We start from the raw sequence: 24,031 nt of genomic DNA on the forward strand, positions 1-24,031 counted from the left end.
CGCGCGCACGCTCGCGCGATCACGCGCCGGCTCGGCGCAGGCTTGCGCGTTGAGCCGAGCCGGCGCCGACCTCTATACTGGCCGGCGCTGTCTCGGCGAGGACCGTGTCTCAGGAACACCCGCACACTGCCATCGCCCTGCACGCCGTCGGCCAGGAGCTGCGGCGCCAGGGCAAGTTCGAAGAGGCCCTCGATCACTACAACCGGGCGCTCGCGCTGCAGCGGACCGTCCTGGGGGCCAAGCACCCGTACACCGCCAGCACGCTGTCGGCGATCGGCCAGATCCTGTTCACCCAGGGTCACCACGGCGCCGCCCTCGACCACCACCGGCAGGCCTTCTCGATCAAGCGCGAGCTGCTCGGTCCGGGTCACATCTTCACCGCCAACACCCTGTTCGACCTCGGCCTCGCCCTGTTCGCCGCCGGTCAGCGCGAGGAGGCCCTCGCCGCTTACACGCGCGCCCTGGCCGTCCAGCTGCGCGCCCTCGGGCCCGGGCACGCGCGCACGATCAGCACCCAGCAGGCGATCGGCGAGCTCCTGCTCGCCGAGGGTCACTTCGCCGACGCGCTCAGCCACCTCCACGCCGCCATGACCGAGCTCGAGCAGATGCGCGCCGCCGGCGACGCCGCCGACATCGATCGCCGCCTGATCCCCGTCATCGTCGGCATCGGCCAGGTCCTCTTCCAGCAGAACCAGTACCCCGAGGCGCTGGTCCACTATCAGCGCGCGCTCGGCCTCGCCGAGACCCACCGCGGGCCGCACCACGAGGACACCCTGGCGATCCTCCACGACCTCGGGCGCGCCCGCGGCCGCGCCGGCGATCCCGACGGCGCCCTCGACGCCTTCCAGCGCAACCTCGCCGGCCTGCGCGCGCTCTACGGCGACAACCACGCCCGCGTCGCCGCCACCCTCAACGCCATCGGCCAGATCCACTACGGCCGCGGCGATCACCGCGCCGCCCTCGACCACTACCGCCAGGCCCTCGACATCCGCGTGCGCGTCCTCGGCTCCGAGCACTGGCAGACCGTCAGCTCGCGCTTCAACTGCGGCACCGCCTTGCGCGAGCTCGGCGACCCCGCCGGCGCGACCGAGATGGCCGCCGCCGCCGAGGCCCTCGAGCGCCTCCTCGGCTCCGACCACCCGCACGTCCAGTCGACCCGCTCCTGGCTGCGCTGACCCGCCGGCGCGCCGGCGTCGAGGTCGCCTCGACCTGCATCCGCCGCGGGGAGACCTGTCCCGCGAGACATGCCCGATCGGGCAGGCGTCCGTCTCGGCCCCTGGCGCGGCTCCACGGCCGGCGCCGTAAGCCCTCCCGGGCCCGCGGTTGACCGCCCTGCGCGCGCGAAGTATCACCGGACCATGCGCCGCGTCCTGCGCTCGTTCCGCCTGTCGGTCCTGCTCGCGCTCGCGTTCGTCCTCGCCTGCTCGCGCCCGGCCGCGCCGGCCCGGCCCGACCCGCTGGCGCTGCTCCCGGCCGACGCCAGCCTGGTCGCCCACGTCGACCTGCAGGCGCTGCGGGCCGCCCCGCTGTGGCAGCAGAACCGCGCCCTCCTCGACGCCGATCCCGACGCCAGGCGCACCCTCGACGCCCTGGCCGCCTGCCGCGTCCCCTTTGAGAACCTGCGCACCCTCGATCTCGCGGTCGCGGCCAACGGCGTCGACGTCGCCGCCGTCCTGGTCGGCGACGGCGTCGGCGAGCGCGAGCGACTCACCTGTCTCGAAGGACAGCTCCCCGATCGCGGCCTGAAGCTCGACGCCAGCGGCCCCGAGCCGGTGGTCGTCCTCGGCGGCGCGCGCGGGCGGATCGTCGGGCCCGACGTCCTCCTCCTCGCCACCGCCGGCTGGTCGCAGCAGCTCGACGCCCTGCGCGCGGGCACCGGCGCCAGCGCGGCCGCCGGGCCGCTGCAGCCGCTCGTCGCCCGCGTCGCGCCCGACCGCCCGATCTGGTTCGCGGGCCAGGTCCCGACCAAGGCCGCCGTCTCGCTGGCGCCGGCCCTGTCCGGCCTCGAGCAGGTCCGCGGCGCCCTCGACCTGCGCGACGGCCTCGGCGTCGAGCTCGCCCTCGGCATGCGCGGCGAGGACGTCGCCGGCGCCACCCTGGCCGAGCTGAAGAAGCAGTTCGAGGCCCTGCGCGGCGCCGGCATCCCGCCGGCGATCCTCGACCGCGTCGGCCTCGGCCAGACCGGCCGCGAGGTCACCATCGAGGTCCGCCTCGGCATGGCCGAGATCGCCGCGCTGCACGGCCTCGCCGAGGCCCTGCGTCCCGCGCCCGCCCCCTCGCCCGCGCCCTGAGCCCGGCCCCCGCCGGCCCGCTCGCTCGGCGCTCCTTCCGACGAGCGCGCGGCCGTCGACGGGCGCGCACCTTCGCGCCATACTCGCCGCGTGAACGTCCGCCTCCTCGCTCCTGCCTGCGCATTCGGCCTGTTCGTCGCCTGCGGCGACGCCACCCAGTCGACCAGCGAGGCCGGCGATCCGAGCGGTCCGGCGAGCACCGGCGGCATGACCACGGGCATCGTCGTCCCGCCGACCAGCAGCACCGGCAGCACCGGCAGCACCGGCGCGCCGGTCACCACCACCGAAGGCCCGGAGAAGTACGACCTGCCGGACGACGAGGATCTGCCCGGCTGCGGCGCCGTCGACGTGCTGTTCGTGGTCGACAACTCGAAGTCGATGGCGCAGTACCAGACCGCGCTGGCCGCCGCCTTCCCGCAGTTCGTCGACGCCATGATCGCCAACCTGCCGAAGAGCGTCGACCTCCACGTCGGCATCACCACCACCGACTTCTACTGCACCGGCGCCGGCCAGGCCTGCTGCCCCGACAACTGCCCGGTCGGCAACACGCAGTGCGTGATCGGCACCACCCCCGAAGAGGTCGAGGCGATCGACGCCTACTACGTCCCGCCGACCAGCGGCAACAACGGCGCCAACGGCTCGCAGGGCCGCCTGTTCGTCCACGAGGGCATGGCCTACTTCGCCACCAACACCGACGACGACCCGGCCCCGCTCAAGGCGTGGTTCACCGGCGCGGCCACGGCCGCCGGCGAGCAGGGCTCCTCGCTCGAGATGCCGGTGGCCGCCGCCGCCTACGCCGCCGGCGCCACCAACGCCGACGCCAACCAGGGCTTCCTGCGCGACGAGGACGCCGTCCTGCTGGTCTTCTTCCTCACCAACGACCCCGACGCCTCGGTCGAGGTGCTGTCGACCTACACCGCCATGGTCCGCGAGGCCAAGGCCGACTGCGGCGGCGACGCCTGCATCCTCACCGCGGGCCTGATCAAGAAGTGCGTCCCGGCCGAGAACCAGAAGCTGTGGCAGTTCATGAAGGCGTTCGGCGAGGAGCCGATCTGGGGCGACATCGAGGACAAGGCCGGCTACGTCGAGGTCGTCGGCGAGGCCCTCGCCGCCACCCTCGGCGACGCCTGCATCCACATCCCGATCGGCTAGCGCCTGTCCAAAAAGGCATGCTCCCACGGGCATGCCCGATCGAGCATGTTTCCAAAGACATGCCCCAGATCGCGCAGCGTGGCCCGCTCAGCGGTACAGCTCGCCCTTGAGCGCGAACACCCCGGCCACCACCACCCGCTCGTCGGCCTTGAGGCCCTCCTTGACCTCGACGCGCTCGAAGTCACCGACCCCGAGCGTCACCTTGCGCATCTCGAAGGTCCGCTCGCCGGTCGCCACGAACACGATCGGCGCCCCGTCGATCTGGAGCACCGACTGGCGGGGCACCACCACCGCGCGGCGCCGGGCCGAGGCCGGGCGGATGTTGGCGTGGACGGCCTGGCCCGCGCGCAGCCTGCCCGACGTGTTGTCGACGACCACCCGCACCTCGGCGCTGCGCGTCATCGGGTCCAGCGCCACGCTGACGAACTCGACCACGCCCGCGAACGCCTCCTCCGGGCGGTTCGTCGGCGTCAGCTCGACCGGGTCGCCCGGCTGCACGTGCAGCAGTTCGCCCTCGAACACCGACAGGCGGACCCACAGGCTGCGGCGGTCGGCGATCATGAACGCCGTGTGGCTCGGCACCACCGCTTGCCCGCGCGACACGTGCACGCCGACGACGTCGCCGGCGATCGGGCTCGTCAGCGCGTTGATCCCGAGCTTGCCCTTCGCCGGCGCGCCGGCGAGGGCCGCGACCCGCTGCTTCGCCGCCCGCAGCTGCGCCTCCGCGATCGCGGCCGACGAGATCGCCAGGTCCAGCTCGCGCTGCGACGTGATGCCCTCGGCCAGCAGGCTGCGTTTGCGCTCGACGTCGCGTTTGGCCGCGATCAGCCGCGCCTCCATCGCCGCGATGTCCGCCTGCGCCGTGCCGAGCTCCGCGCTGACCAGCGTCCCCAGGACCTGGCCGGCCTCGACCTTGCTGCCCTCGATGACCTTGACGTCGGCCACGCGCCCGGCGATCCGTGAGCCGACGGCGGCCAGCCGCTGGGCGTCGAACTCGAGCACGCCGGTCACGTGTACGATCGGGGTTACTTCTTCGTAATGCGCCGGCGCGACGAGGATCCCCACCCGATCCGCGTAGTCCGCCGGCACCTCGACCACCCCCTCGCGGATCACCGGCAGCTCGGGCGCCGTCGTCTTGGCCCGCTCTGCGGCCTCGCCGCCGCAGCTCACCACGGCCAGCAGCCCCAGCAGCAGGCTGCCGGTCACTCGCGCAGTTCGGGGACCGATCCCTCGCATCACGGTGCTCGCATTACTGTGGATCGCCGGCCGGCTGTTCCGCCGTTTAAGAAACGGTAAAGCCCGGATCGCTCGAGCGAGTCAACCGGCTCGCGAACCTCGCCCCGCCGCCGGGCGCCTCGCCGACGCTCAGCGTGCCGGCGTGGGCCTCGACGATCCGGCGAGCGATCGCCAGCCCGAGTCCGAGCCCCGCGCGCCCCTGCGTGCGGTCGGCCGTGGGGGCCGTCGCGTGCACGAACGGCGCGAAGACCCGCTCGCGTTCGCCCACGGGGATCCCCGGTCCCTGATCGTCGACGGTGACCGCGATCCGCTGGCGCTCCGCATGTACGTGCAGCGTCACCGCCCCGCCCGGCGGCGAGTACGCGATCGCGTTGCTGCCGATGGCGATCTCGAGCGCGTCCGGGTCGACCTGCGCCGCCAGCTCGTCGGGCCCCGAGAACACCACCTTCACCTCGGCCCGCGCCGCCCACCGCTGCGCCGGGCCGTCCAGGCGCGCCATCCAGGCGACAGGCGCCCGCTTCACCCCGCCGCTCGTCCGCGCCAGCTGCAGCAGCGCCTCGACCAGCGCCGACATGCGCCCCGGCCTCGTCGAGCGTACGGTCGGCGAGGTGTTCCCACTCCGCCGGCGAACGCGACCGCCGCCGGGTCACCGCGAGCGAGCTCGACAGCAGCCGTCACCGCACGGCTTACTCTTCGCCCCCGCACATCGTGCAGCGGTGGCCGCCGTCGCCGGCCTCTCCTCCGCCATCATCTCCGCTGCCGTCGCCTCCGCCTTCGCTCGTCACTTCGCCTCCGCCAGCAGCCCCGATGGGTCTCTTGCGAGTCGGGCCGGTCACGCGTCCCACATCGGAGGCGTACTCCGTCCTCGAGCGCCGCCGGAGCCTGCTCGGGCCCGCCCAGGAGCGACGGCGACAGGGTCGTATCTGCCAGAACGGCGGTCTCGCCCCGCGCCGACACGTCTCGGCACCTCGCTCGCGCCCCGCCCGCGGCGCCGATGCATGTCCTTCAGGACATCTCACTTCCGTCCTGCCCGGCACCTCCCCGGCCCGCCATGCTCGCTCGGGCGTCCCTCGGCTCACCCGCCGCAGCCGATCGGGTACCCGCCGCGCGGCGGTGCCGCGAGCTCGCCCACCTCGAAGCCCATCTCCCCCGCGCAGCGCGCCCGCCACAGCTGCGGCCTCGCGTGCGGCGCGTGCCAGACCACGTCGTCGCAGCCGTCGCCGTCGAAGTCGCCGACGCAGGTCGTCGCCTCGGTCGGGGGCGTCGGCGCCGGCACGCGCTCGACCTCTGGCCCCACCATCTTCCACAGCCACGCCCGGTCCGGGGCCGCCGTCCACCACAACGCCTCGTCGGCTCCGTCGCCGTCGAAGTCACCGACCTCCACGCGCGCCTGCAGGTCGCCCGCGCTTTCGTGGCGCGACCAGCCGGACGGCGCGCAGCCCCCGTCCTCGCGCCACAGTCGGTCGGGGTGCCAGCGCACCGCCGCCTGCGCGCGCGGGTCCCACCACAGCGCCTCGTCGAGCCCGTCGCCGTCGAAGTCGCCGACCCGGCCGACCTGCTCGTCGCCCGGCCGCAGCCCGCACGCCGGCAGACCTGTCCGCTGCAACATGTCCTTCGAGTCATCCCCGAACGCCCCCAACTCGACCGTGAACCGCTGCGCGTCGAGCCACAGCACCTGGCTGCGGCGCGCCCCGGAGCCGTCCCCCGGCGTCCACAGCCCGACCAGCGGCCAGCCGTAGCCGGCGGCGAAGCGGTCGTCGAGCGGCTCGTCCTCGACCCCGCCGGCGCGCCACACCCACCGCACGTCGACCTCCGCGCCGGGCCGCCACCACCACACCGCGTCGCGCCCGTCGCCCGCGAACGCCCCGACGACCGGCGCCGCGCTGCCGGGCGCCTCCACGCGGCTGCGCGTGAACCCGCCGCGGCCGTGCGCCGGCGGCCGCCACAGCTCGTCCGTGATCTCCTCCGGCCCGAACATCAGCACCTCGGTGCGGCCGTCGGCGCCGGCCAGCGCCACCGGTCGCCACGAGCGCGGCGCCCGGCTCGGGCACGGACCATCGCGCGTACACAGGCTGAACGACCGCCGCACGAACCGCCCCGCCGGCGCGCCGTACCACACCTCGTAGCGCTCGCCGCCCGGCTGGAACCACACCACGTCCTCGCGGCCGTCGCCGTCGACGTCGACGCGCGAGCGCGGCAGCGCGTAGAGGATCGACGCGCCCAGGCGATCGCCGCGCGACAGCCGGCCCTGCTTGCTGGCCGCCGAGATCCCCGGGCAACGCGCGTCGCCCATCACCGACGCCGGGTCGGGGTACGTCAGCCCGCGGAACTCGGTCGAGGCCGCGTCGACGCAGATCTCCCGCGACTGCTCGAACCGCGAGTGCTCGTGGACGAACCCCAGCAGGTGCCCGAGCTCGTGCAGCACCACCATCTCGGGCGAGTACATGTCGCTCACCAGCGCGTCCGGCCACACGAGCAGCCGCGCCCCCTCGTCCTCCGGCGCCGTCGCCGGGAACGACGCCGACGCCAGCGGGCACCCGCCCTCGCCGCACTCCGCCGCCGCCCCCTGGCGGACCGTGAACGCGACCTGCTCCGGCGCGACGCAGGCCGGCGTCCCGTCGAGGTCCTCGCGGTGGATGAAGTTCACCCCCGACGCCCGCTCCCACTGCGCCGTCGCCAGCACCAGCGCCGCCCGCGTGCGCGACCGCAGCGTCGCGTCGGCGAACTCGCCCAGGCAGTACGACAGGTCGAGCTTGCGGCCGACGTCCCACGCGCGGTCGAGCGTCCCCCGGCACTTGACGGCGCTGCGGTAGGATGCCTCCTCCGACATGTCCGATTCAACATGTCCCGAAGACAACAGGATGTCGCCCTCGAGCCGCAGCCCGCCGCCGACCAGCACCTCGGGCACCTCGCCGCCGCACAGCCCGTCGTCCGCGATCAGCACGGCCCGCTCGCAGCTCGCGAGCGCCCAGGCCGCCAGCGCCGCGACTCCTGCCGGCGGCGCGCTCCGGACCCACCTCTTCACCCGCCTCGGGATGCCCGACCGGAGCCACCCGCGCAACCCGCCGGCGCCCCGGAGGCCGCCCGCCGGCCGCCGCCCACCCTCCAGGTCCCCGCCCGCGAGCGCGCCGGCGAGCGCCGAGATCTCGATCCGCCCCCGTCGCCCGCCCGCCTCGACCTGACCTGAAAGACAGACAACGCGACCGCCGCGCCGCGCCGCACACACGGATGACGAGCCGCTCGCGCTGCTCCGCCCGTAGCCTTTCGAGCCCCGCGTCCTCGGGCGGGACCGAGCCGCCGCCCGCGTCCCGAACGAGCCGCGCGCGCTGCTCCGTCGCTCAGCGAAATACTCGTTCACGCTTCACTGGCCCGCTCTTGATTGTGCGGCCCAGGCCCACCGCTTTCGAGCCGCGCGCCAAGAGCCGCCGCCCGCGTCCCGAACGAGCCGCGCGCGCTGCTCCGCCCGCCGCTTTCGAGCCGCGCGCCCCGAGCCGCCGCCCGCGTCCCGAACGAGCCGCGCGCGCTGCTCCGCCCGCCGCTTTCGAGCCGCGCGCCCGCCGGCGCGGTCGAGCCGCCGTCTCCGTCCCGCACGAGCGGCTCCGCGGTTCGGGTCTTCGCTCCCCGCCTTCTCGCGACGACTCGTCATGCCGTCCGGGCGAGGCGCGGCCCGCCGCCCGCGCGGTTCGCCGCCCACGACAGGCGGCCGCGCCTCGCGCCTGTCGCCTGCCGTCACCTGCTCCATCGGACCTGCCCCGGAGGACCTGCCTCTTGGGACCTGTCCTCGGGGACCTGCCCGATCGAGCTAGAACACCTGCTCCTCGGCCGTCGCGCCCTGGCAGCCGTCGCCGCCGTCGGGCGCTTGCGGCTTGCCGCCGGCGTTGCCCTCGAAGCCGCCCTCGCCGCCGAGGCCGCCCTCGCCGCCCTCGCCGGCTTGCAGCTGCGTGTTGGCCAGGCCGACGAAGCCGCCGCTCACGCGCGCCACCGCGATCGACGCCCCGCCGCATCCGCCGGCCGCACCGCCGCCGCCGCCGCCGTCGCCGCCGTTGGCCCCGACGGCCCCGTTGCCGCCGCCGTCGCCCGGGTCGCCGCTGTTCTTGCCGAGGCCGAAGTTGCCGCCGGGCTTGCCCACGCCGCCGTTGCCGCCCTTGCCGCCGGCGCCGCCCTTGCCGCCCTTGCCGGCGTTGACCAGCGAGTTCGACACCTGGATCGACGAGTTTATCACCACGATCCCGAACGACCCGCCGCCCGCGCCGCCCGGACCGCCCGGCGCGCCGCCGCAGCCGCCGCCACCGCCGCCACCGCCACCGCCGCCGAGGTGCGTCGTGTTCCCGCAGGTGAACGGCTCCTTGTCCGTCCCGCCGGCCCCGCCGCCGCCGCCGCCGCGCCCGTGAGCGCCGCGCGTGCCGCTGCCGCCGCTGGTGCCCGACCACATGCCGTTGGCGTCGAACGCTCCCGTCGGCGCCACCCCGGCCGAGCCCGCGTTGCCGGCCCCTCCGTTGTCGCCGGCGCTGCCGCCCACGCCCGTGCCGCCCTTGTCGTCGCAGCCGTTGATCACGTTGAGGCTGCACTGGCTGGCGCCGTTCATCCCGCCCGCGCCGCCCTGGGTCGCGTCGCCGCCGGCCAGGCCGTCGCCGCCCTTGCCGCTCGCGCAGTCGGTCGCCGACCCGCCCGCGCCGCCGTTCGCCCCGCAGCTCGACGTCCCGCCCGCGCCGCCGCTCGCGTCGCTGGCGTTGCCGCCGATCCCGCCGTCGTCGCCCTTGGTCCCGGCCTGCCCGCTCGTGCCGGCCCCGCCGTCGCCGGCGTTCAGCGTGCAGCGCTCGACCTGCAGCAGGTCGTCGGCCGAGTCCTTCACCCACAGCGCGTAGCTCGTCTGGCCCTGATCGCTGAAGTCCTTGCCCTCGACCACGAACCCGTGGAACCGCACCGACTCCGTCAGCTCGGTCGCCTGCACCGCGCGCGCCTCGCTGCCGACGATCGTGGTCGTGTTGGCCTGCAGGTCGTAGATGAACGACTTCGGCGTGTAGCCGCCGAAGAGGCTCACGCCCGAGGCCAGCGTCACCGACTTGGGGTACGTCCCCTTGCTGACGACGATGTCGCACTTGTCCGGGCACGCGAGCGCCAGCTCGATCGCCTTGGCGATCGTCGCCACCGGCGTCTCGTGGGTGGTGCCGTCGTTCAGATCGCTGCCGCCGTCAACCGGGGTCGAGACGAAGATCAGGCCCTCGTCGCTGCCGGTACAGTTCGGGTCCGGCACCTCCTCGAGGCAGGCGTCGCCGGTCGTCGTCGTCGTCGTCGTCGTCGTCTCGCTGTCGCTCTCGCTGGTGGTGGTGGTCGTCGTCGCGTCGGTCGTCGTCGTCGTCGTCGCGTCGGTCGTCGTCACCGGCTCGGTCGTCGACACCTGCGTCGTCGAGTCGTCGGCCGTGCCGCTGCCCTCGGTCGGCGGCGTCGTCGTCGGCACGCTCTCGGTCGTCGTCTCGGTCGGGTTCATCGTCGCGCCGACGGTCGCCGTCGAGGTGTTGTTGCCGTCGGTCGCCGAGGTCGAGGTGATGGTGCCGTCGTCACCGCAGGCGGAGAGGAGCAGGAGCGTGGCCGGGAGCAAGCGAGGCGTCATGCGCATGACCGGAGGGTAAACCCACCTCGGCTCGCAGTACAACGCGGCCACCGGGCCCTAGCCCCCCTCGGCCTTGTCTCGGCAGGACCGGTGCTGCACACTCCCGCCGTGCCCGGACCCGACGCCGCCCGCGCGGCCGCCATCCTGGCGGACCTCGGCCCGCTTCTGCCGAGCCTCGCCTCGCCGGCGCTGGTCGTCGACCTCGAAGCGGTCGACCACAACATCGCCGCCGTCTTGCGTCGCTGTCGCGGCGACGGCTCCGACGACCTCGACCGTGGCGCAGACCGCTGGCGTCCGCACATCAAGACCCTCAAGTCGGCCGCGCTGGTCCGCCGCCTGTGGGCCGCCGGCGTCACCCGCTGCAAGTGCGCCACCCTCGACGAGCTGCAGCTGTTGCTCGGCGCCGCCGCCGAAGATGGCCGTGAAGACAGCCTCGACGTCCTCCTCGCCTACCCGCTGCACGAGGCCGCCTTCCACGCCGCCCGGCGCCTGCTCGCCGCCCACCCGGCCGCCCGCGTGCAGCTCCTCGCCGACGCCCCCGAGCACGCCCTCGCCATGGATCGCTGGGCGCGCTCTGGCCCCGGCCCGCTCGACCTCCAGCTCGACGTCGACCTCGGCATGGCCCGCACCGGCAGCCCCCCGTCCGTCTGGCGCGAGGCCGTCGCCGACCTTGCGTCGCTGTCCCATCTCCGCGTCACCGGCCTGCACGGCTACGAGGGCCACCTCGCCTGGAGCCAGACCCGGGAGGCCGCCGCCGCTTACGACGCCCTGTGCGATCTGGCCGGGGCGATTGCTTGCATCGGCAAGGGTCCGCTCGAGCTCGTCACCTCGGGCACGCACAGCTTCTCGGCCGCCCTCGATCACGCGCGGCTGAACGGCGGCCCGTGGCGCCACCGGATCTCCCCCGGCACCGTCGTCCTCAGCGACCTGCGCAGCGCGCCCGCGGCCGAGCTGCTCGGCCTGCGGCAGGCCGCCTTCGTGCTCGCCCGGGTGGTCAGCCGCGGCCGCGACCGCGTCACCCTCGACGCCGGCAGCAAGGCGATCGCCCCCGACCGGCCGGCCCCGAACTGTCGGTTGCCGGCCTGGCCCGGCCTCGTCCCGCTGTCGCCGTCCGAGGAGCACCTGCCGCTGCGGCGCGAGCACGGCGCGCTCCCCGACCACGGCGCGGCGGTCCTCCTGGTCCCCGACCACGTCTGCACCACCGTCAACCTCTACCGCGAGTGCCTGGTCCTTCGGCCAGGCGAGGCCCCCGCTCGCGCGGCCATCGGCGCCTCCGGCCACCGCCTCTTCTTCGCCCAGGACACCCTCGCATGAGCGCAGCGCAAGCTCCCGCCTCCTCGCCCGGCCCGGTCCGGGACCACGCCCGCGGCTGCGAGCTCGACGTCCTGGTCGCCCCGCGGGCCGCTCGCAGCCGGGTCGTCGGCCTGCACGACGGTCGGCTCAAGGTCCAGCTGGCCGCGCCGCCGGTCGACGGGGCCGCCAACGAGGCCCTGCGCGCGCTGCTGGCCGACCGCCTCGAGATCGCCGCGAGCGCGCTCGAAATCGCCCACGGCGCCACCGGTCGGCGCAAGACCGTCCGCGTCGCCGGCGTCCGCGCAGCCGTTGCGCGGGGTCGCCTCGGCCTGGCCGCGCTGGCCCTCGGGCTCGGGCTGTCCGCCTGCACCGTCGAGGTCCCGTTCCCGGTCCGCGTCGTCCTGCCCGACGACTCGACCGACCTCAATCGCGCCGACAACCTCGCGCTCGAGCTCGGCCCCGACGCCTACTTCGTCAGCTATCCGGTCCGCGGCACCGACTTCGAGGTCGAGCTCGAGTTCGAGCCCGACGCCGTCGAGCGCACGCTCGCGCTCTACCTGGCCGATGGGACAGAATTGCTCGCCTGGGGCCGCAGCGTGCCGTTCGTGATGCTGTCGCCGCCGGGCGACCTGGCGGTGCTGATGGCTCGGCCCGGGGTCTTGTCGGTCTACCCGGGCGAGGTCGCCGAGCCCGACCCCGACCTGCTGGCCGTCCACGCGCCCGGACGCGGCCTGATGTTGATGAGCGGCGCCGGCGACATCGCCCTCCTCAACGAGACCAGCTTCGACATCGAGCTCGGGGCGCGCCTGTCGTCCCCGCCGGAGCCTGGCGACGGCGCCTTCGTCGCCGACGCGCGCGGTCGGGTGTGGCGGGTCGGCGTCGACGACGGGGTCGGCGCCGCCATGTACGATCCCGGCACCGACGTGTGGGCGGTCGCCACCGTCACCGGCGACGACACCGGCGCCCGGCCGGGCGCCGCCACGGTCATCGGCCCCGGGCACGATCGCGTCTACCTCGCCGGCGGCGGGGGCCACACCGACCTGGTCGCCCTCTCGCTCGAACCCGACGACCAAGGTGTCATCGCCCTCGCCCCGGTGGCCGCGCTCGACGGCCCGCGCACCGGGGCCCGCCTCCTCGCCCTCGACCGCGGCGACGACGAGGTCCTGCTGCTGGTCGGCGGCGCCGAGGCCGACGCACCGGCCGTGTATTTCCCCGAGGGCGGCCACGCCTTCGGCCCGGTCGGCGACTGGACGAACATCCAGTGCATCCGCCTCGACGCCGGCGACGAGGATGAAGCCGCGACCGTCGAGCTGCTGTGCCTGGGCGGCTTGCGCGGCGGACAGCCCACCGGCGACGCGCTCGTGTTGCGCGTGCCGGCGGCCGTCGAGAGCACCGAGGTCGAGGAGCGGCCGGCCTTCCTCAGCGCGCCGCTCGCAGATCCCCGGCTCTTCGCAGATGATCTGGCCGTGTACGCTCAGGGCGCCGCCCAGTGGTGGCGGGTCTCTCGGAAGGACCTCGCCGTCGAGCTCACCGAGACGGTGGCGACCCGCGTGCACGGCGGCCATTCCATCACCCTGGGGACCGGTGTTACCTTCCTGGTTGGCGGCCGAGACCTGGACGATCGCGCTGTCGATCGCTGGTGGATCTTCGCTCCCAGCTTGGCTCCCATGTAGCCGTCAATGAAGGCGGCGTCCCCCGGAGGCTCTCCATGGCCGACACCCTGACGATCACCGACAACCGAACCGGCAAGACCTACGAGATCGAGATCAAGGACGGAACGATCCGCGCCGACGCGCTGCGCAAGATCAAGACGTCCGACGACGACTTCGGCCTGATGACCTACGACCCGGCCTTCATGAACACCGCGTCGTGCCGGTCCGCGATCACCCTGATCGACGGCGACAAGGGCATCCTGCGCTACCGCGGCTACGCGATCGAAGAGCTGGCCGAGCAGTCGTCCTACCTCGAAGTCGCCTACCTCCTGCTCCACGGCGAGCTGCCCAACGAGGCGCAGCTGCGCAAGTGGACCCACGAGGTCACGCACCACACCTTCGTCCACGAGTTCCTGCGCAAGTCGATGGAGGGCTTCCGCTTCGACGCCCACCCGATGGGCAAGCTGGTCAGCATGCTGGGCGCGCTGTCCACCTTCTACCCCGAGGCGAAGAAGGTCCGCGACGACCGGACGCGGCGCGAGCAGATCGTCCGCATCATCGCCAAGATGCCGACCCTCTCGGCGTGGGCGTTCCGCCACAGCGTCGGCCGGCCGTACGTCTACCCGGACAACGAGCTGTCGTACTGCGGCAACTTCCTCAACATGATCTTCCGGATGGCCGAGCCGCGGTTCGAGCCGCACCCGGTGCTCGAGCGGGCGCTCGACATCCTCTTCATCCTCCACGCCGACCACGAGCAGAACTGCTCGGCCAACGCCGCCCGCGCCGTCGGCTCGGCCGAGACCGACCCGTACTGCAGCCTGGCCGCCGCCTCGGCCGCCCTCTACGGCCCGCTCCACGGCGGCGCCAACGAGGCCGTGCTGCACATGCTCAAGCAGATCGGCAACGTCAGCGCCGTGCCGGAGTTCATCACCGGCGTGAAGAACGGCAGCGGCCGCCTGATGGGCTTCGGCCACCGCGTCTACAAGAACTACGACCCGCGCGCCAAGGTGATTAAAAAGCTCGCGCACGAGGTCTTCGAGGTCACCGGCAAGAACCCGCTCCTCGAGATCGCCCTCGAGCTCGAGAAGATCGCGCTGAACGACGAGTACTTCGTCAAGCGCAAGCTCTACCCGAACGTCGACTTCTACTCGGGCATGATCTACCAGGCAATGGGCTTCCCGGTCGACATGTTCCCGGTCCTGTTCGCCATCCCGCGCGCCTCCGGCTGGCTGGCCCAGTGGCAGGAGATGCTGCAGGACCCCGAGCAGAAGATCGCCCGCCCGCGCCAGATCTACACCGGCGCCGACCTCCGCCCCTACGTGCCGATGAGCCAGCGCGCCACCAAGCAGGCGACCTGATCGTCGGGTGCGCTGCTGAGCCGCCGAAAGTGCCCCGCCGCAACCGCGCCGGGGCCCTTTTTGCGTCGACTCCGATGAATGTCCCTTCGGACATATCCTCCTCCTGGGGCGAGGCCTGCCGCCGTGGGCGCACCTTCCACGGCATCCGTCGAGCGCCCGGTCAGCGGCCGCCGAATTCGATCATCGCCGCCGCGCCAGCAGATAGGCGCGCTGGCTAGGGAATTCTCGCGGCGTGCTCGGGCCGCGCTCGAGCCGGGCGGTGAGCTCGAAGCCGACGCTCCCGAGCTCCGCGATGACTTCTTCCGCGGCGATAAAATGCCCGTCGAGGCCGACGCGGTGGCCCCACCATTCCTCCAGGCGGCGGATCGATCCGGCCGGGAACCCGACCGCCGACGTGTGGACCGACAGCAGCAGCGCCCCGCCGGGCCGCACCACGCGGGCCATCTCTGCGTAGGCCCTGGCCCGCGCGCCGACATCGAGGTGGATCACCGAATAGATCGCCACCGCCCCGGCCAGCGAGGCGTCCGCGAACGGCAGCGCCAGCAACGAGCCCTTCACGAATTCCAGCCCGTGTACGCCCGCGTGCCGGCGCTGCGCCTCGGCGATCATGCCCGCCGCGAGGTCGACCCCCGTGACCGCGAGGCCGAGCTCCGCCAGGAAGCGCGCCTCGAAGCCGGGGCCGCAGCCGAGGTCGGCGACCCTCGCCGCCCGACCGACCGTCTCCGCGAACGCCGAGAGCAGCGCGCGATCGAGGATCTTCTCCGCCAGGTCGTCCGCGAATTCGGCCGCGTAGTTGCGCGCGACCGCGTCGTAGGTCGCCTCGATCTCTGCGTGGCCACGCTCGTCGGTACCCGTCATCGTCGCCCGCTCTCGTTACCACGTTTCGGCGCGCCTCGTCTGGCCGCACCGACGGGCTTCCGTCATGCGCTCCACCGGCTCACAACAGGATCTTGCGTCTCAGTCGTCCGCCGCCTCGGGCGGCTCGGGCATGAACAGGTCGGCGACGACCAGCTCGATCGCCTCGAACGGCGGCACGCGAGCGACAGCGCTGCGGTCGTACGTCCCCGTCAGCACCCAGCGCCCGCGCTCGAGCGTGAAGGCCTCGAGCAACGCCTCGACGGGGTCGATCAGCCAGTAGAAGGGCACGCCGTGCCTGGCGTACAGCTCCTGCTTGACCACGCGGTCGCGCCGCACGCCCCTGGGCGACAGCACCTCGCAGATCCAGTCGGGCGCCACGTCGATCGGCCGCTTGCCCCAGGGCGACGGCAGTCGTTCGCGCCGCCAGCCGACCACGTCGGGTCGGACCACGTCGTGGTCCGTGAACTGCACGTCGACCTCGACCACGATCCACCAGCCGCCCGGGCCTCCGCGCCCGCGGTCGAACGGGCCTCGCAGCCCGTCCACCACGCCGCTCTGCGCGTAGCTGTGCTCGAACAGCGCGCTCGGCTGCGTCACCAGCTCGCCGCCCAGGATCTCCGCCTTCACGTCCTCGGGCGTGGCGAGCAGATCCGCGTAGGTGGCGAGCTTCGGCGCGGCGACCATGTTCGCCAGCATACACCATCCTCCAGGACCTCGCGGCTTGCGGCCGCCGCCGCGCCTGATAGCCTGCGGAGGTGGCCGTTCGCACCCTCGTCGTCATCGCCTGCGCCGCGCTCGCATCGACCGGCTGCAGCGACGACTGCGGCGACGGCGAGTACCACGACGCCGAGATCTGCTTCAATGAACATGTCCTCGAGGTCCAGTCGGAGGCTGCGAGCCCGCTCGCCCTGCGCGCGGCCGACTTCGACGGCGACGGCGTCGACGACGTCCTGGTCGTCGGCGCCGCTGCGGGCACCATCACCACCGACCTGCGGCGCGGCGACGGCGAGGGCGGGCTCGGCGAGCCGCGCGACGTCGGGGTCGCCGGCTGCAGCGCCTATCCGGTCGTCGGCGACCTCGACCTCGACGGCGCCGCCGACCTCCTGTTCCCCTCCTGCGACGCCGGCGTCTTCGTCTACCGGGCCGACGGCGCCGGCGGCTTCGCCCCGGCCGTCGAGGTCGACGTCGGCCTGAAGATCCGCACCACCGCCGTCACCGACGTCGACGGCGACGGCCGGCGCGACCTGCTCGTCCTCGGCAGCCTGTCCGAACAGCCAGCCGTCGGCCTCGTCCGCGCCGACGCCTCCGGCGGCTTCTTCGCCCCGCAGGTCCAGCCCGTCGCCGTCCCCGGCCTCGACGGCCTGAAGCCCGGGGGCTTCGTCGCCGGTCGCCTGCGCCGCGACGGTCCGGTCGAGCTGGTCCTCGCCGAGTGGGAGCGCAGCGACGGCCTCGCCCGGGCCACCGTCGAGGCCGGCGTCGTCGGGCCGTTCGTGGCCATGACCACCGGCCTGCGCCCCGGCGGCCTCTACCTGCGCGACCTCGACGACGACGACATCCTCGACGTCCTCGTCCTCGACACCGCGCCCGTCGCCCTCGCCCCGCTGCTGGGGCCCGACCTGTCCGAAGGGCCACGTACCGCCCTCGGCTCGCGCCCCGGCCCGATCGCCCTCGCCCACCTCGACGGCGACGGCAGCCTCGACGCCGTCTTGTTCCACGGCGACCGCCTCGGCCTGTGGCGCGGCGTCGGCGACGGTCGCTTCACCGCCGCGGTCCAGCTCGAGTTCCCCGCCGACGTGGTCGAGGTCGTCCTGCCCGACCTCAACGCCGACGGCCGGGCCGACATCGTCGCCGGCCTGTTCTCCGCCGGGGGCCTCGCCATCCGCCTCAGCGGCCCCTGACCTCGCGTCCCGCTGTCACGATCGGCCGCCGTTCCGCGTCCGGCCCTCTCGCTGCACCGCTCGCCGCGCCCGCTGGCTGCGCCGCGCCCGGCCCTCGCGCCGCCGTCTCCGCGGCCCCGCCCGCGAGCCTTCGGCCGGCCTCCCGGCTCCGCTGGGCTCGCTCGGCGGCGGCTCGCGAATTTCGCCCCTCTCGCCGCCGCTGATACCCTTTGCGGCGCCATGACCCCCACGAGCACCCCCCGAAGTTACGAGTTCTCGGCCGCGGAGAACGTCATCATCCGCCAGCTCGTCGACGCCATGCGGTTCGTCGCCGCGGCCTCGCTGGCGGTCGGCGCCTTCGTCCTGATCCTCGGGATCGCCGGCCTCGTCAGCCACGGTCGCGCGGGCCTCGGCCCCGCGCTCGGCGACTTCGCCGAGTCGGTCGTGTTCGTGCTCATCGGCCTGTGGCTGCAGCGGGCCGTCGACGCCTTCAACCGGGTCGTCGACACCAGCGGCGACGACATCACCCACCTGCTCAACGCCCTGCGCGAGCTGACCCGCGTGTTCTCGCTGCAGCGCACCGTTTTGGTCCTGGCCGCCATCGTCATCGTCATGGCGATCGGCATCCACGGCGTGCTCTCGCTCGGCTGAGCCAGAGGGCATGCCCGCTCAGACATGCCCGCCGGGACATGCCCGTTCAAACATGTCCCGAGCTACCGCTGCGTGAACTTGCCGAACCAGCGCGGCATCAGCTTCTGGTAGAACCGCTCCGGCGCCAGCCGCTTGAGCCGCCACAGCCACGCCCCGTCGGCGTGGGGAAGCGCGTAGAGCGTGCCGGCCGCGGCCGCGTCGAGGGCGAAGCGGGCCACCTCGGGCGCCTGCAGCGTCGCGCGGTCCATCAGCTTGCCCACGCGCGACGCCCGGTTGTCCTCGCCGTGGTGGCGGCCGGCGTCGATGATGCGGGTGCGGAAGAACGTCGGGCACAGGACGGTCACGCCGATGCCGGCCGGCGCCAGCTCGGCGGCCATCGTCTCCGACAGCGCGATCACGCCGGCCTTCGTCACGTTGTAGGGCGCCATCATCGGCGTACACAGGAGGCCCGCCGCCGAGGCGACGTTGATCACGTGGCCGCGGCCCTGCGCGCGCATCTGCGGCACGAACAGCTCGCAGCCGTAGATCACGCCCCACAGGTTGACGCCCATGATCCACTCCCAGTCCTGCTGCGGGATCGCGTCGACCGGCCCGCTCGTGGCCACGCCGGCGTTGTTGATCAGCAGGTCGACCCCGCCGAGCAGCGACGTCGCCGCCTCGGCCAGCTCGGCCACCGCCGGTCGCTGCGCCACGTCGCAGGCGCGCGCGTAGGCCTTGCAGCCGAGCTTCTCGACCATCGCCACCGTCTCCTCGACGCCGGCGAGGTCGATGTCGGCGGCCACGATCCGGGCGTTGCGACGCGCGAGCTCGAGGCAGAACGCGCGGCCGAGGCCGCCACCCGCGCCGGTGACCACCGCGCGCACCGGCTTGTCGAAGGAGAGCGTCATACGCGGCAAGCTACACCAGATCGGCGAGCGGCTGCGGCTCCTCGTCCGGCCGGCGCGCGCGCGCCTGCCAGTCGGCGGGCGGCCACGGCTCGGGCCAGTGGACCTCGACCAGCGTGAGCCCCTGCGGCGGCGCCGTGCGCCCGGCCCGGCGGCGATCGGGGCGCGCCAGCAGCTCGGCGATCTGCGTCGGCGGCCGGCGACCGAGCCCGACCTCGACCAGCGTGCCGACCATGATGCGCACCATGTTCTGCAAGAAGGCTTCGCCGCGGACCGTCACCGTCACGATCGCCGGCGCCTCGCTCGCGGCCACCGTGCTGAGCCCGGCCGGCTCCTCCGCCGCGGCCGCCGCGACCTCGACCGCCAGCATCGTCCGCACCGTCGTCTGCGCCTGACACGAGCTGGCGCGGAAGCCGGCGAAGTCGTGCTCGCCGACGAACGCCGGGGCCGCCGCCTGCATCGCCGCCACGTCGAGCGGTCGCGCCAGGTGCCACTCGCCGCGGTCGGTGGTCGGCACGCGGTGCGGGGTGCAGCGGATCCGGTAGCGATAGGTCTTGCCGTCGTTGTAAAACCGCGGCTCGACCGGGCGGCCGTCGGGCAGCTCGCAGGTCCACGCGCCGAGCACCCCGACGTCGCGCGGCAGCTTGCTCGTGAGTCCGAGCACCACCCCCCGGTCGGGGATGGGGAGCGTCGGCTCGAAGCCCACGAGCTGGCCCAGCGCGTGGACCCCGGCGTCGGTGCGACTGGCGGCCCGCGTCCGCACCGGGCCCTGGTAGAGCTCGCCGAGCGCCGCCTCGAGCACCCCCTGCACCGTCCTGGTGCCCTCCTGGCGGGCAAATCCGTGGAAATCGGTGCCGTCGTAGGCGACCCGCAGGAGCAGCGTCATGAGCGCGGACGCACCATCGACCGCCCCCGCCGACCTGTCAACCGAACTCGGCAAATTCGCCGCCCGAGGCGACAAAGCAGCGCCCGGCGCGCGATTTCTTGCTACCCTCGGAGGCCCCCGGCGATGGACTTCCGCAAGACCTACTTCCTGCTGCCGAACCTGTTCACCCTCGCCGGCCTGTTCTGCGGCTTCTACGCGATCTCGGTGTGCGCGCGGCTGAGCGACGAGGGCGGGGGCAGCGACGCGCTCTACAAGGCCTCGCTGGCGATCATGCTCGGCCTCTTCTTCGACGCCGCCGACGGCCGGATCGCCCGGCTCACGCGCACGCAGTCGGAGCTCGGCCTGCACCTCGACAGCCTCAGCGACCTCGTCACCTTCGGCGTCGCGCCGGGGCTCGTGATCTACCGCTGGGGCCTCGAGGGCTTCGGCCGCGCCGGCCTGTTCATCGCCTTCCTGTTCGTCGCCGGCGGCGCGTTCCGCCTGGCCCGCTTCAACGTCCTGTCGCTGCGGGCGATCGACGAGAAGCCGGGCAAGTACATGCTGGGCCTGCCGATCCCGGTCGCCGCGACCGTGCTGATCTCGACGGTGATGGCGTTCCACGCGATCGGCATCAACCAGACGACCAACCACATCCTGGTCGCCACGCTCGTCACGGTCCTGTCCTACTTGATGATCAGCCGGGTCCGCTTCCGCTCGATGAAGGACCTCAAGCTGACCAAGCGGACGACGGCGGTGGTCGGCCTGCTGCTCGCCAGCGCGGTGCTGGTGGCGGTGCGGATCTCCCGGCCCGCGGTGCTGATCATGCTGGTCGGCTGCTACATCACCCTCGGCCTCATCGAGGAGATGGTGCTGCTGCGCAAGGGTCGGGTCGAGCGGATCCGGGCCGCCCGCGCGCAGGCCCTCGCGCCCGCGCCGACCGAGGAGCTGGCCAGCGAGTCCGAGGTCCTCGCCGAGCTCGGCATCGACGACGACGCCAGCGCCCGGGCGCCCGCGAGCCCCGAGGGCGCGGTCACCACGGCCTGACCTTTCGGCCAGGTCCGGTCGCCTGCGCCCCCGTGAGCGTCGGCGCGATGGTCCCGGGGCGCCGATTTCCGGCGCTGCAGCGCGCCGGGAATTGTTGCGCCGCCCGGGCGTGTTGCGGCCGCCGCGAGCGGGTGTGCGGAGTCCGAGCGTCGCGTCGCTTCGCGAAGCGCCCACTGCGCCTCGCGGGGGTCCGGGGAAGGGCTGCAGCCGTGAGAGGCCGGCTCCGCTGCAGGAAGCATTGAGAGCAGATTGCGAGGCGCCTGTTCGACGGCCAGGGCGACCGCCGAACAGACGCCTCTTCACGGCCTCGACGGCGTGTCTGCTCCCGCCGCGACCGCTCACCGTCCCTCCCCCCACGAGAGTCTGACGCGGGCACCTCGCACCGTCGACAACCTGTCTCTTCCGACATGTCCAAGCCCGACCGCGGAAGCGTCGCCGCCGTCAGCCCGCGCTCCGCTCACCTGTCCCTTACGCCAGATGCCCGCCCGACCCGCACCCCGGTCGCCAGCAGCAGCGCGTAGAGCAGCAGCTCGAGCAGCTCCTGGGCCGCGCGCTCCCACGCCGGGGACATGTTGCCGGCCACGAACAGCCCGGCGATGACGGCGAAGGCCCACCGTTCGTCCGCGATCGGCCGGGCCCGGCCGAGCCGGCGACCTGTCCCCGGGGCCAGGTAATAACCGGCCAGCGGCAGCGCGAACAGCAGGTACGACGACCCGCGGGCGGCGTTGTGCATGTTGCGGTGGCCGAACACCGCGGCGACGCGCTCGCCGACGGCCGACCAGCCGTACACGCTGCCCCAGTCGACCTCCTCGACCAGCACCAGCGCCAGGAACCCCGCCATCGCCAGCGCCACCGCTGGCCGGTCGACGGCTCGCCCTGCGAGCGCCCACGCCACCACCGCCGCCGCCAGCACCGCGTGCGACGCGTGCTCCGCCGGGCCCTCCTTCGCCAGCAGCTCGGCGGTGATCGCCGGGCTCGTCCGCGCGGCGACGACGGCCACGGCCGCGATCGACAGCGCCGTGATCGTCCGCGGGAGCACGGCCGCAGCATAGAGGATCTCGCGTCGGCTGGGCCCGGTCCTCGCCGCGTCGTCGCGGCCGCCGTCGCCCGGGGAGTTCGCGCACCCGCTCGCTGGCGCGCCGTCGCGACCGGGACCACAGCAAGGCGACCTGCGAGCCGGGTCGCGGCCGTCGCGCCGCAACGGCCGTCCCAAGCGAGGCAAGCACGATGCGCAAGCTCGGCATCCAACCTCCGTCCAGCGCCCAGCTGCTCGAGCAGCGGACCCCGCACGCCGACGCCGAGGGCCCGCCCGTGCGCGTGCCGTGGCTGACCCCCGTCCTCATCCCCGCGCTGTTGGTCCTGCTGATCGCCACCGTCCTGATCTACGTGTTCGCCGCGCCATGACCCGACGATGACGACCTCGCCGCACAGACATGTCCCCGGGGACAGCGACGCGCAGGCCGGCGCCGCCGAGCCGCGCGCGGCCGATTTTCCACATGTCCCCGAGGACAGCCGAGACGCGCCCGGGCCGCGCGCGGAGACCGTCATCCCCCGGCTCGAGGAGCGGCTCCACGTCGGCACCCGGGTGCGCGAGCACGGCCGCGTGCGCATCGACAAGACCGTCGAGGAGCGCGACCAGCCGGTCGAGCTGACCAGCGTCGAGGACCACGTCGTCAGCTGGCGGGTCCCGATCGGCCGCCCGGTCGAGGCCCCGGCGCCGGTCCGCTACGAGGGCGACACCATGATCCTGCCGATCCACGAGGAGGTCGTGGTCGTGCAGAAGCAGCTCGTCCTGCGCGAGGAGCTGCACGTCCGCGTCCACCGCGTGCACATGCGCGAGCAGCAGACGATGCGCCTCCGCGCCGAGGCGATCACGATCACCCACAACCGCACCACCCCAGGAGAAGCCGCCATGAAAACCGTTATCGGTCTGTTCGATGACTTCAACGACGCCCAGGCCGTCGTCACTGCGCTGCTGAAACGCAACATCGACCGCGCCGACATCAGCGTCGTCGCCAACAACCTCGAGAACATCCCGATCGACCTCAACAAGGACCCCGCCGAGGGGCGCCACGAGGCGATGGCCGAGAGCGCCAAGACGGGCGCAGGCACCGGCGCGATCGTCGGTACCGGCGTCGGCGGCGTGCTCGGCTTCCTCGCCGGCATCGGCTCGATCTTCATCCCCGGCATCGGCCCGATCGTCGCCGCCGGCCCGCTGCTCGCGGCCCTCACCGGCGCCGGCGTCGGCGCAGCGGCCGGCGCCGCCCTCGGCGGCCTCGTCGGCGCGCTGACCCAGGCCGGCGTGCCCGAGCACGACGCCCACTTCTACGCCGAGGCCGTGCGCCGCGGCGGCACCCTCGTGCTCGTGCAGACCTCGGACGAGCGCGCCGCCGACGTCGCCTCGATGATGAGCGGCGCGGGCGCGGTCGACGTCGACCGCCGCCGCGAGCACTTCCACTCCACCGGCTACAAGGGCTTCGAGCCGGGCGTTCAGCCGTTCACGATGGACCAGCTGACGCGCGAGCGGCAGACCTACCGCACCCAGCCGGCCGCCACCGGGGCGACGATGCGGAACCAGCAGCAGCAGCAGACGCCGGCCGCGACGGGCGTGTCCGGCACGACCGGCGCCCGCGAGCCCGAGCGCGCGCAGCAGGTCGACCAGCCGCACTTCAAGGACACCTCGATGGAGATGAAGGTCGTCGAGGAGGACCTGCTGGTCGGCAAGCGAGTCATCGAGCACGGCCGCGTCCGGATCTACTCGCACGTCACCGAGCGCCCGGTCGAGGAGCAGGTCAGCCTGCGCGAGGAGCACGTGACGGTGAAGCGCCGCCCCGTCGATCGCCCGGCCACCGGCGAGGACTTGAACGCCTTCCGCGAGTCGACGGTGGAGATGACCGAGTACGCCGAGGAGGCCGTGGTCGCCAAGGAGGCGCGCGTGGTCGAGGAGGTCGTGGTCGGCCGCGAGGTCGAGACGCACACCGAGACCGTGCGCGACAAGGTGCGCCGCACCGACGTCGAGGTCATCGAGGAGGAGACGCCGGCCAAGACGGTGTCGACCACGCCGATGCACAAGGTCGGGAGCACCGGCACCGGCCAGCCCTCGGCCACCAACCGACCGACGCCGCCGCCGCCGCCGGGGCAGAAGCGGCGCGCCTCGGGCAGCTGACGCGCTTACCTGCGAGGGTTGCGGCGATAGGCCGGGCCCTCGCCGGACATGATCGTACGGCCATGTCCGCTCCCGCCGCGCCCCGCCAGGGGC

At 73.7% G+C, this 24,031-nt stretch carries 19 protein-coding genes and 1 pseudogene; 11 read left to right on the top strand and 9 right to left on the bottom strand.

All coding sequences use genetic code 11. The features are described from left to right. Positions 1-104: 104 nt before the first annotated feature. The 3 genes from NAEX_RS03310 (at position 105) to NAEX_RS03320 (ending at position 3,443) form a co-directional block, all read left to right on the top strand. Positions 105-1,175, top strand: coding sequence for a tetratricopeptide repeat protein (locus NAEX_RS03310; protein ID WP_096326063.1), 1,071 nt, complete (start codon positions 105-107; stop codon positions 1,173-1,175). A 183-nt stretch (positions 1,176-1,358) separates the two neighbouring features. After that, positions 1,359-2,291, top strand: coding sequence for a hypothetical protein (locus tag NAEX_RS03315; protein ID WP_096326064.1), 933 nt, complete (start codon positions 1,359-1,361; stop codon positions 2,289-2,291). A 90-nt stretch (positions 2,292-2,381) separates the two neighbouring features. After that, positions 2,382-3,443 carry a hypothetical protein gene (locus NAEX_RS03320; RefSeq protein WP_096326065.1) on the top strand — a complete coding sequence of 354 codons (1,062 nt, stop codon included), beginning with the start codon at positions 2,382-2,384 and terminating at the stop codon, positions 3,441-3,443. A gap of 87 nt (positions 3,444-3,530) precedes the next feature. On the opposite strand, the gene NAEX_RS03325 is transcribed toward NAEX_RS03320, so the two are convergent. From NAEX_RS03325 to NAEX_RS53660, 4 genes are all read right to left on the bottom strand, one after another. Continuing rightward, positions 3,531-4,649 carry an efflux RND transporter periplasmic adaptor subunit gene (locus NAEX_RS03325; protein ID WP_170135410.1) on the bottom strand — a complete coding sequence of 373 codons (1,119 nt, stop codon included), beginning with the start codon at positions 4,647-4,649 and terminating at the stop codon, positions 3,531-3,533. A 76-nt stretch (positions 4,650-4,725) separates the two neighbouring features. After that, positions 4,726-5,253, bottom strand: a complete 528-nt coding sequence (locus NAEX_RS03330) for a sensor histidine kinase (protein ID WP_096326067.1) — start codon at positions 5,251-5,253, stop codon at positions 4,726-4,728. Positions 5,254-5,754: 501 nt separating this feature from the next. Continuing rightward, on the bottom strand, positions 5,755-7,704 hold the full coding sequence (locus tag NAEX_RS03335; protein WP_096326068.1) for an FG-GAP-like repeat-containing protein: 1,950 nt from the start codon (positions 7,702-7,704) through the stop codon (positions 5,755-5,757). Positions 7,705-8,481: 777 nt separating this feature from the next. Further along, complete coding sequence (locus NAEX_RS53660) at positions 8,482-10,296, bottom strand: hypothetical protein (protein WP_170135411.1); 1,815 nt, start codon at positions 10,294-10,296, stop codon at positions 8,482-8,484. Between the two features lie 102 nt (positions 10,297-10,398). Here NAEX_RS53660 and NAEX_RS03345 point away from each other — a divergent pair, with 102 nt between their 5' ends. The 3 genes and pseudogenes from NAEX_RS03345 to NAEX_RS03355 all read left to right on the top strand — a co-directional run bounded on the left by NAEX_RS03345 (position 10,399) and on the right by NAEX_RS03355 (position 14,593). Further along, a complete protein-coding gene (locus NAEX_RS03345; RefSeq protein ID WP_170135412.1) occupies positions 10,399-11,604 on the top strand; it encodes an alanine racemase in 1,206 nt (401 codons plus the stop codon). Further along, a pseudogene (locus tag NAEX_RS54350) lies at positions 11,601-11,897 on the top strand (DUF167 domain-containing protein); the annotation flags it as partial. The gene NAEX_RS03345 and the pseudogene NAEX_RS54350, both read left to right, overlap by 4 nt. Before the next feature lie 1,394 nt (positions 11,898-13,291). Next, positions 13,292-14,593 (top strand): citrate synthase, encoded by a 1,302-nt coding sequence (locus NAEX_RS03355; protein WP_096326070.1) that lies wholly within the window; start codon positions 13,292-13,294, stop codon positions 14,591-14,593. A 180-nt stretch (positions 14,594-14,773) separates the two neighbouring features. Here NAEX_RS03355 and NAEX_RS03360 read toward each other — a convergent pair whose 3' ends face one another. Next, complete coding sequence (locus NAEX_RS03360; protein ID WP_096326071.1) at positions 14,774-15,451, bottom strand: class I SAM-dependent methyltransferase; 678 nt, start codon at positions 15,449-15,451, stop codon at positions 14,774-14,776. 99 nt (positions 15,452-15,550) lie between these two features. Then, a complete protein-coding gene (locus NAEX_RS03365) occupies positions 15,551-16,135 on the bottom strand; it encodes a Uma2 family endonuclease (RefSeq protein WP_170135413.1) in 585 nt (194 codons plus the stop codon). Between the two features lie 71 nt (positions 16,136-16,206). On the opposite strand from NAEX_RS03365, the gene NAEX_RS03370 reads away from it, so the two are divergent. Both NAEX_RS03370 and NAEX_RS03375 read left to right on the top strand, forming a co-directional pair. Then, on the top strand, positions 16,207-17,349 hold the full coding sequence (locus NAEX_RS03370; RefSeq protein ID WP_096326073.1) for an FG-GAP repeat domain-containing protein: 1,143 nt from the start codon (positions 16,207-16,209) through the stop codon (positions 17,347-17,349). Between the two features lie 219 nt (positions 17,350-17,568). Then, the gene (locus NAEX_RS03375) at positions 17,569-17,979 is read left to right on the top strand and encodes a hypothetical protein (RefSeq protein ID WP_096326074.1); all 411 of its coding nucleotides are present in this window, start codon (positions 17,569-17,571) and stop codon (positions 17,977-17,979) included. A gap of 62 nt (positions 17,980-18,041) precedes the next feature. Here the strand turns inward: NAEX_RS03375 and NAEX_RS03380 are convergent, their stop codons facing one another. Beyond that, positions 18,042-18,866, bottom strand: a complete 825-nt coding sequence (locus NAEX_RS03380; protein WP_096326075.1) for an SDR family NAD(P)-dependent oxidoreductase — start codon at positions 18,864-18,866, stop codon at positions 18,042-18,044. Between the two features lie 10 nt (positions 18,867-18,876). Then, positions 18,877-19,749, bottom strand: a complete 873-nt coding sequence (gene truA / locus NAEX_RS03385) for a tRNA pseudouridine(38-40) synthase TruA (RefSeq protein ID WP_096326076.1) — start codon at positions 19,747-19,749, stop codon at positions 18,877-18,879. 123 nt (positions 19,750-19,872) lie between these two features. Here truA and pssA point away from each other — a divergent pair, with 123 nt between their 5' ends. Continuing rightward, on the top strand, positions 19,873-20,772 hold the full coding sequence (pssA, locus tag NAEX_RS03390; RefSeq protein ID WP_096326077.1) for a CDP-diacylglycerol--serine O-phosphatidyltransferase: 900 nt from the start codon (positions 19,873-19,875) through the stop codon (positions 20,770-20,772). Positions 20,773-21,229: 457 nt separating this feature from the next. Here pssA and NAEX_RS03395 read toward each other — a convergent pair whose 3' ends face one another. Then, positions 21,230-21,811 (bottom strand): hypothetical protein, encoded by a 582-nt coding sequence (locus tag NAEX_RS03395; protein ID WP_096326078.1) that lies wholly within the window; start codon positions 21,809-21,811, stop codon positions 21,230-21,232. A gap of 188 nt (positions 21,812-21,999) precedes the next feature. Here NAEX_RS03395 and NAEX_RS49495 point away from each other — a divergent pair, with 188 nt between their 5' ends. Both NAEX_RS49495 and NAEX_RS51935 read left to right on the top strand, forming a co-directional pair. Further along, the gene (locus NAEX_RS49495; RefSeq protein WP_170135414.1) at positions 22,000-22,176 is read left to right on the top strand and encodes a hypothetical protein; all 177 of its coding nucleotides are present in this window, start codon (positions 22,000-22,002) and stop codon (positions 22,174-22,176) included. Positions 22,177-22,183: 7 nt separating this feature from the next. Then, on the top strand, positions 22,184-23,938 hold the full coding sequence (locus NAEX_RS51935) for a YsnF/AvaK domain-containing protein (RefSeq protein WP_096326079.1): 1,755 nt from the start codon (positions 22,184-22,186) through the stop codon (positions 23,936-23,938). The last annotated feature ends 93 nt before the right edge of the window (positions 23,939-24,031 follow it).

Source organism: Nannocystis exedens, from assembly GCF_002343915.1.
Classification (GTDB): Bacteria; Myxococcota_A; Polyangia; order Nannocystales; family Nannocystaceae; genus Nannocystis; species Nannocystis exedens.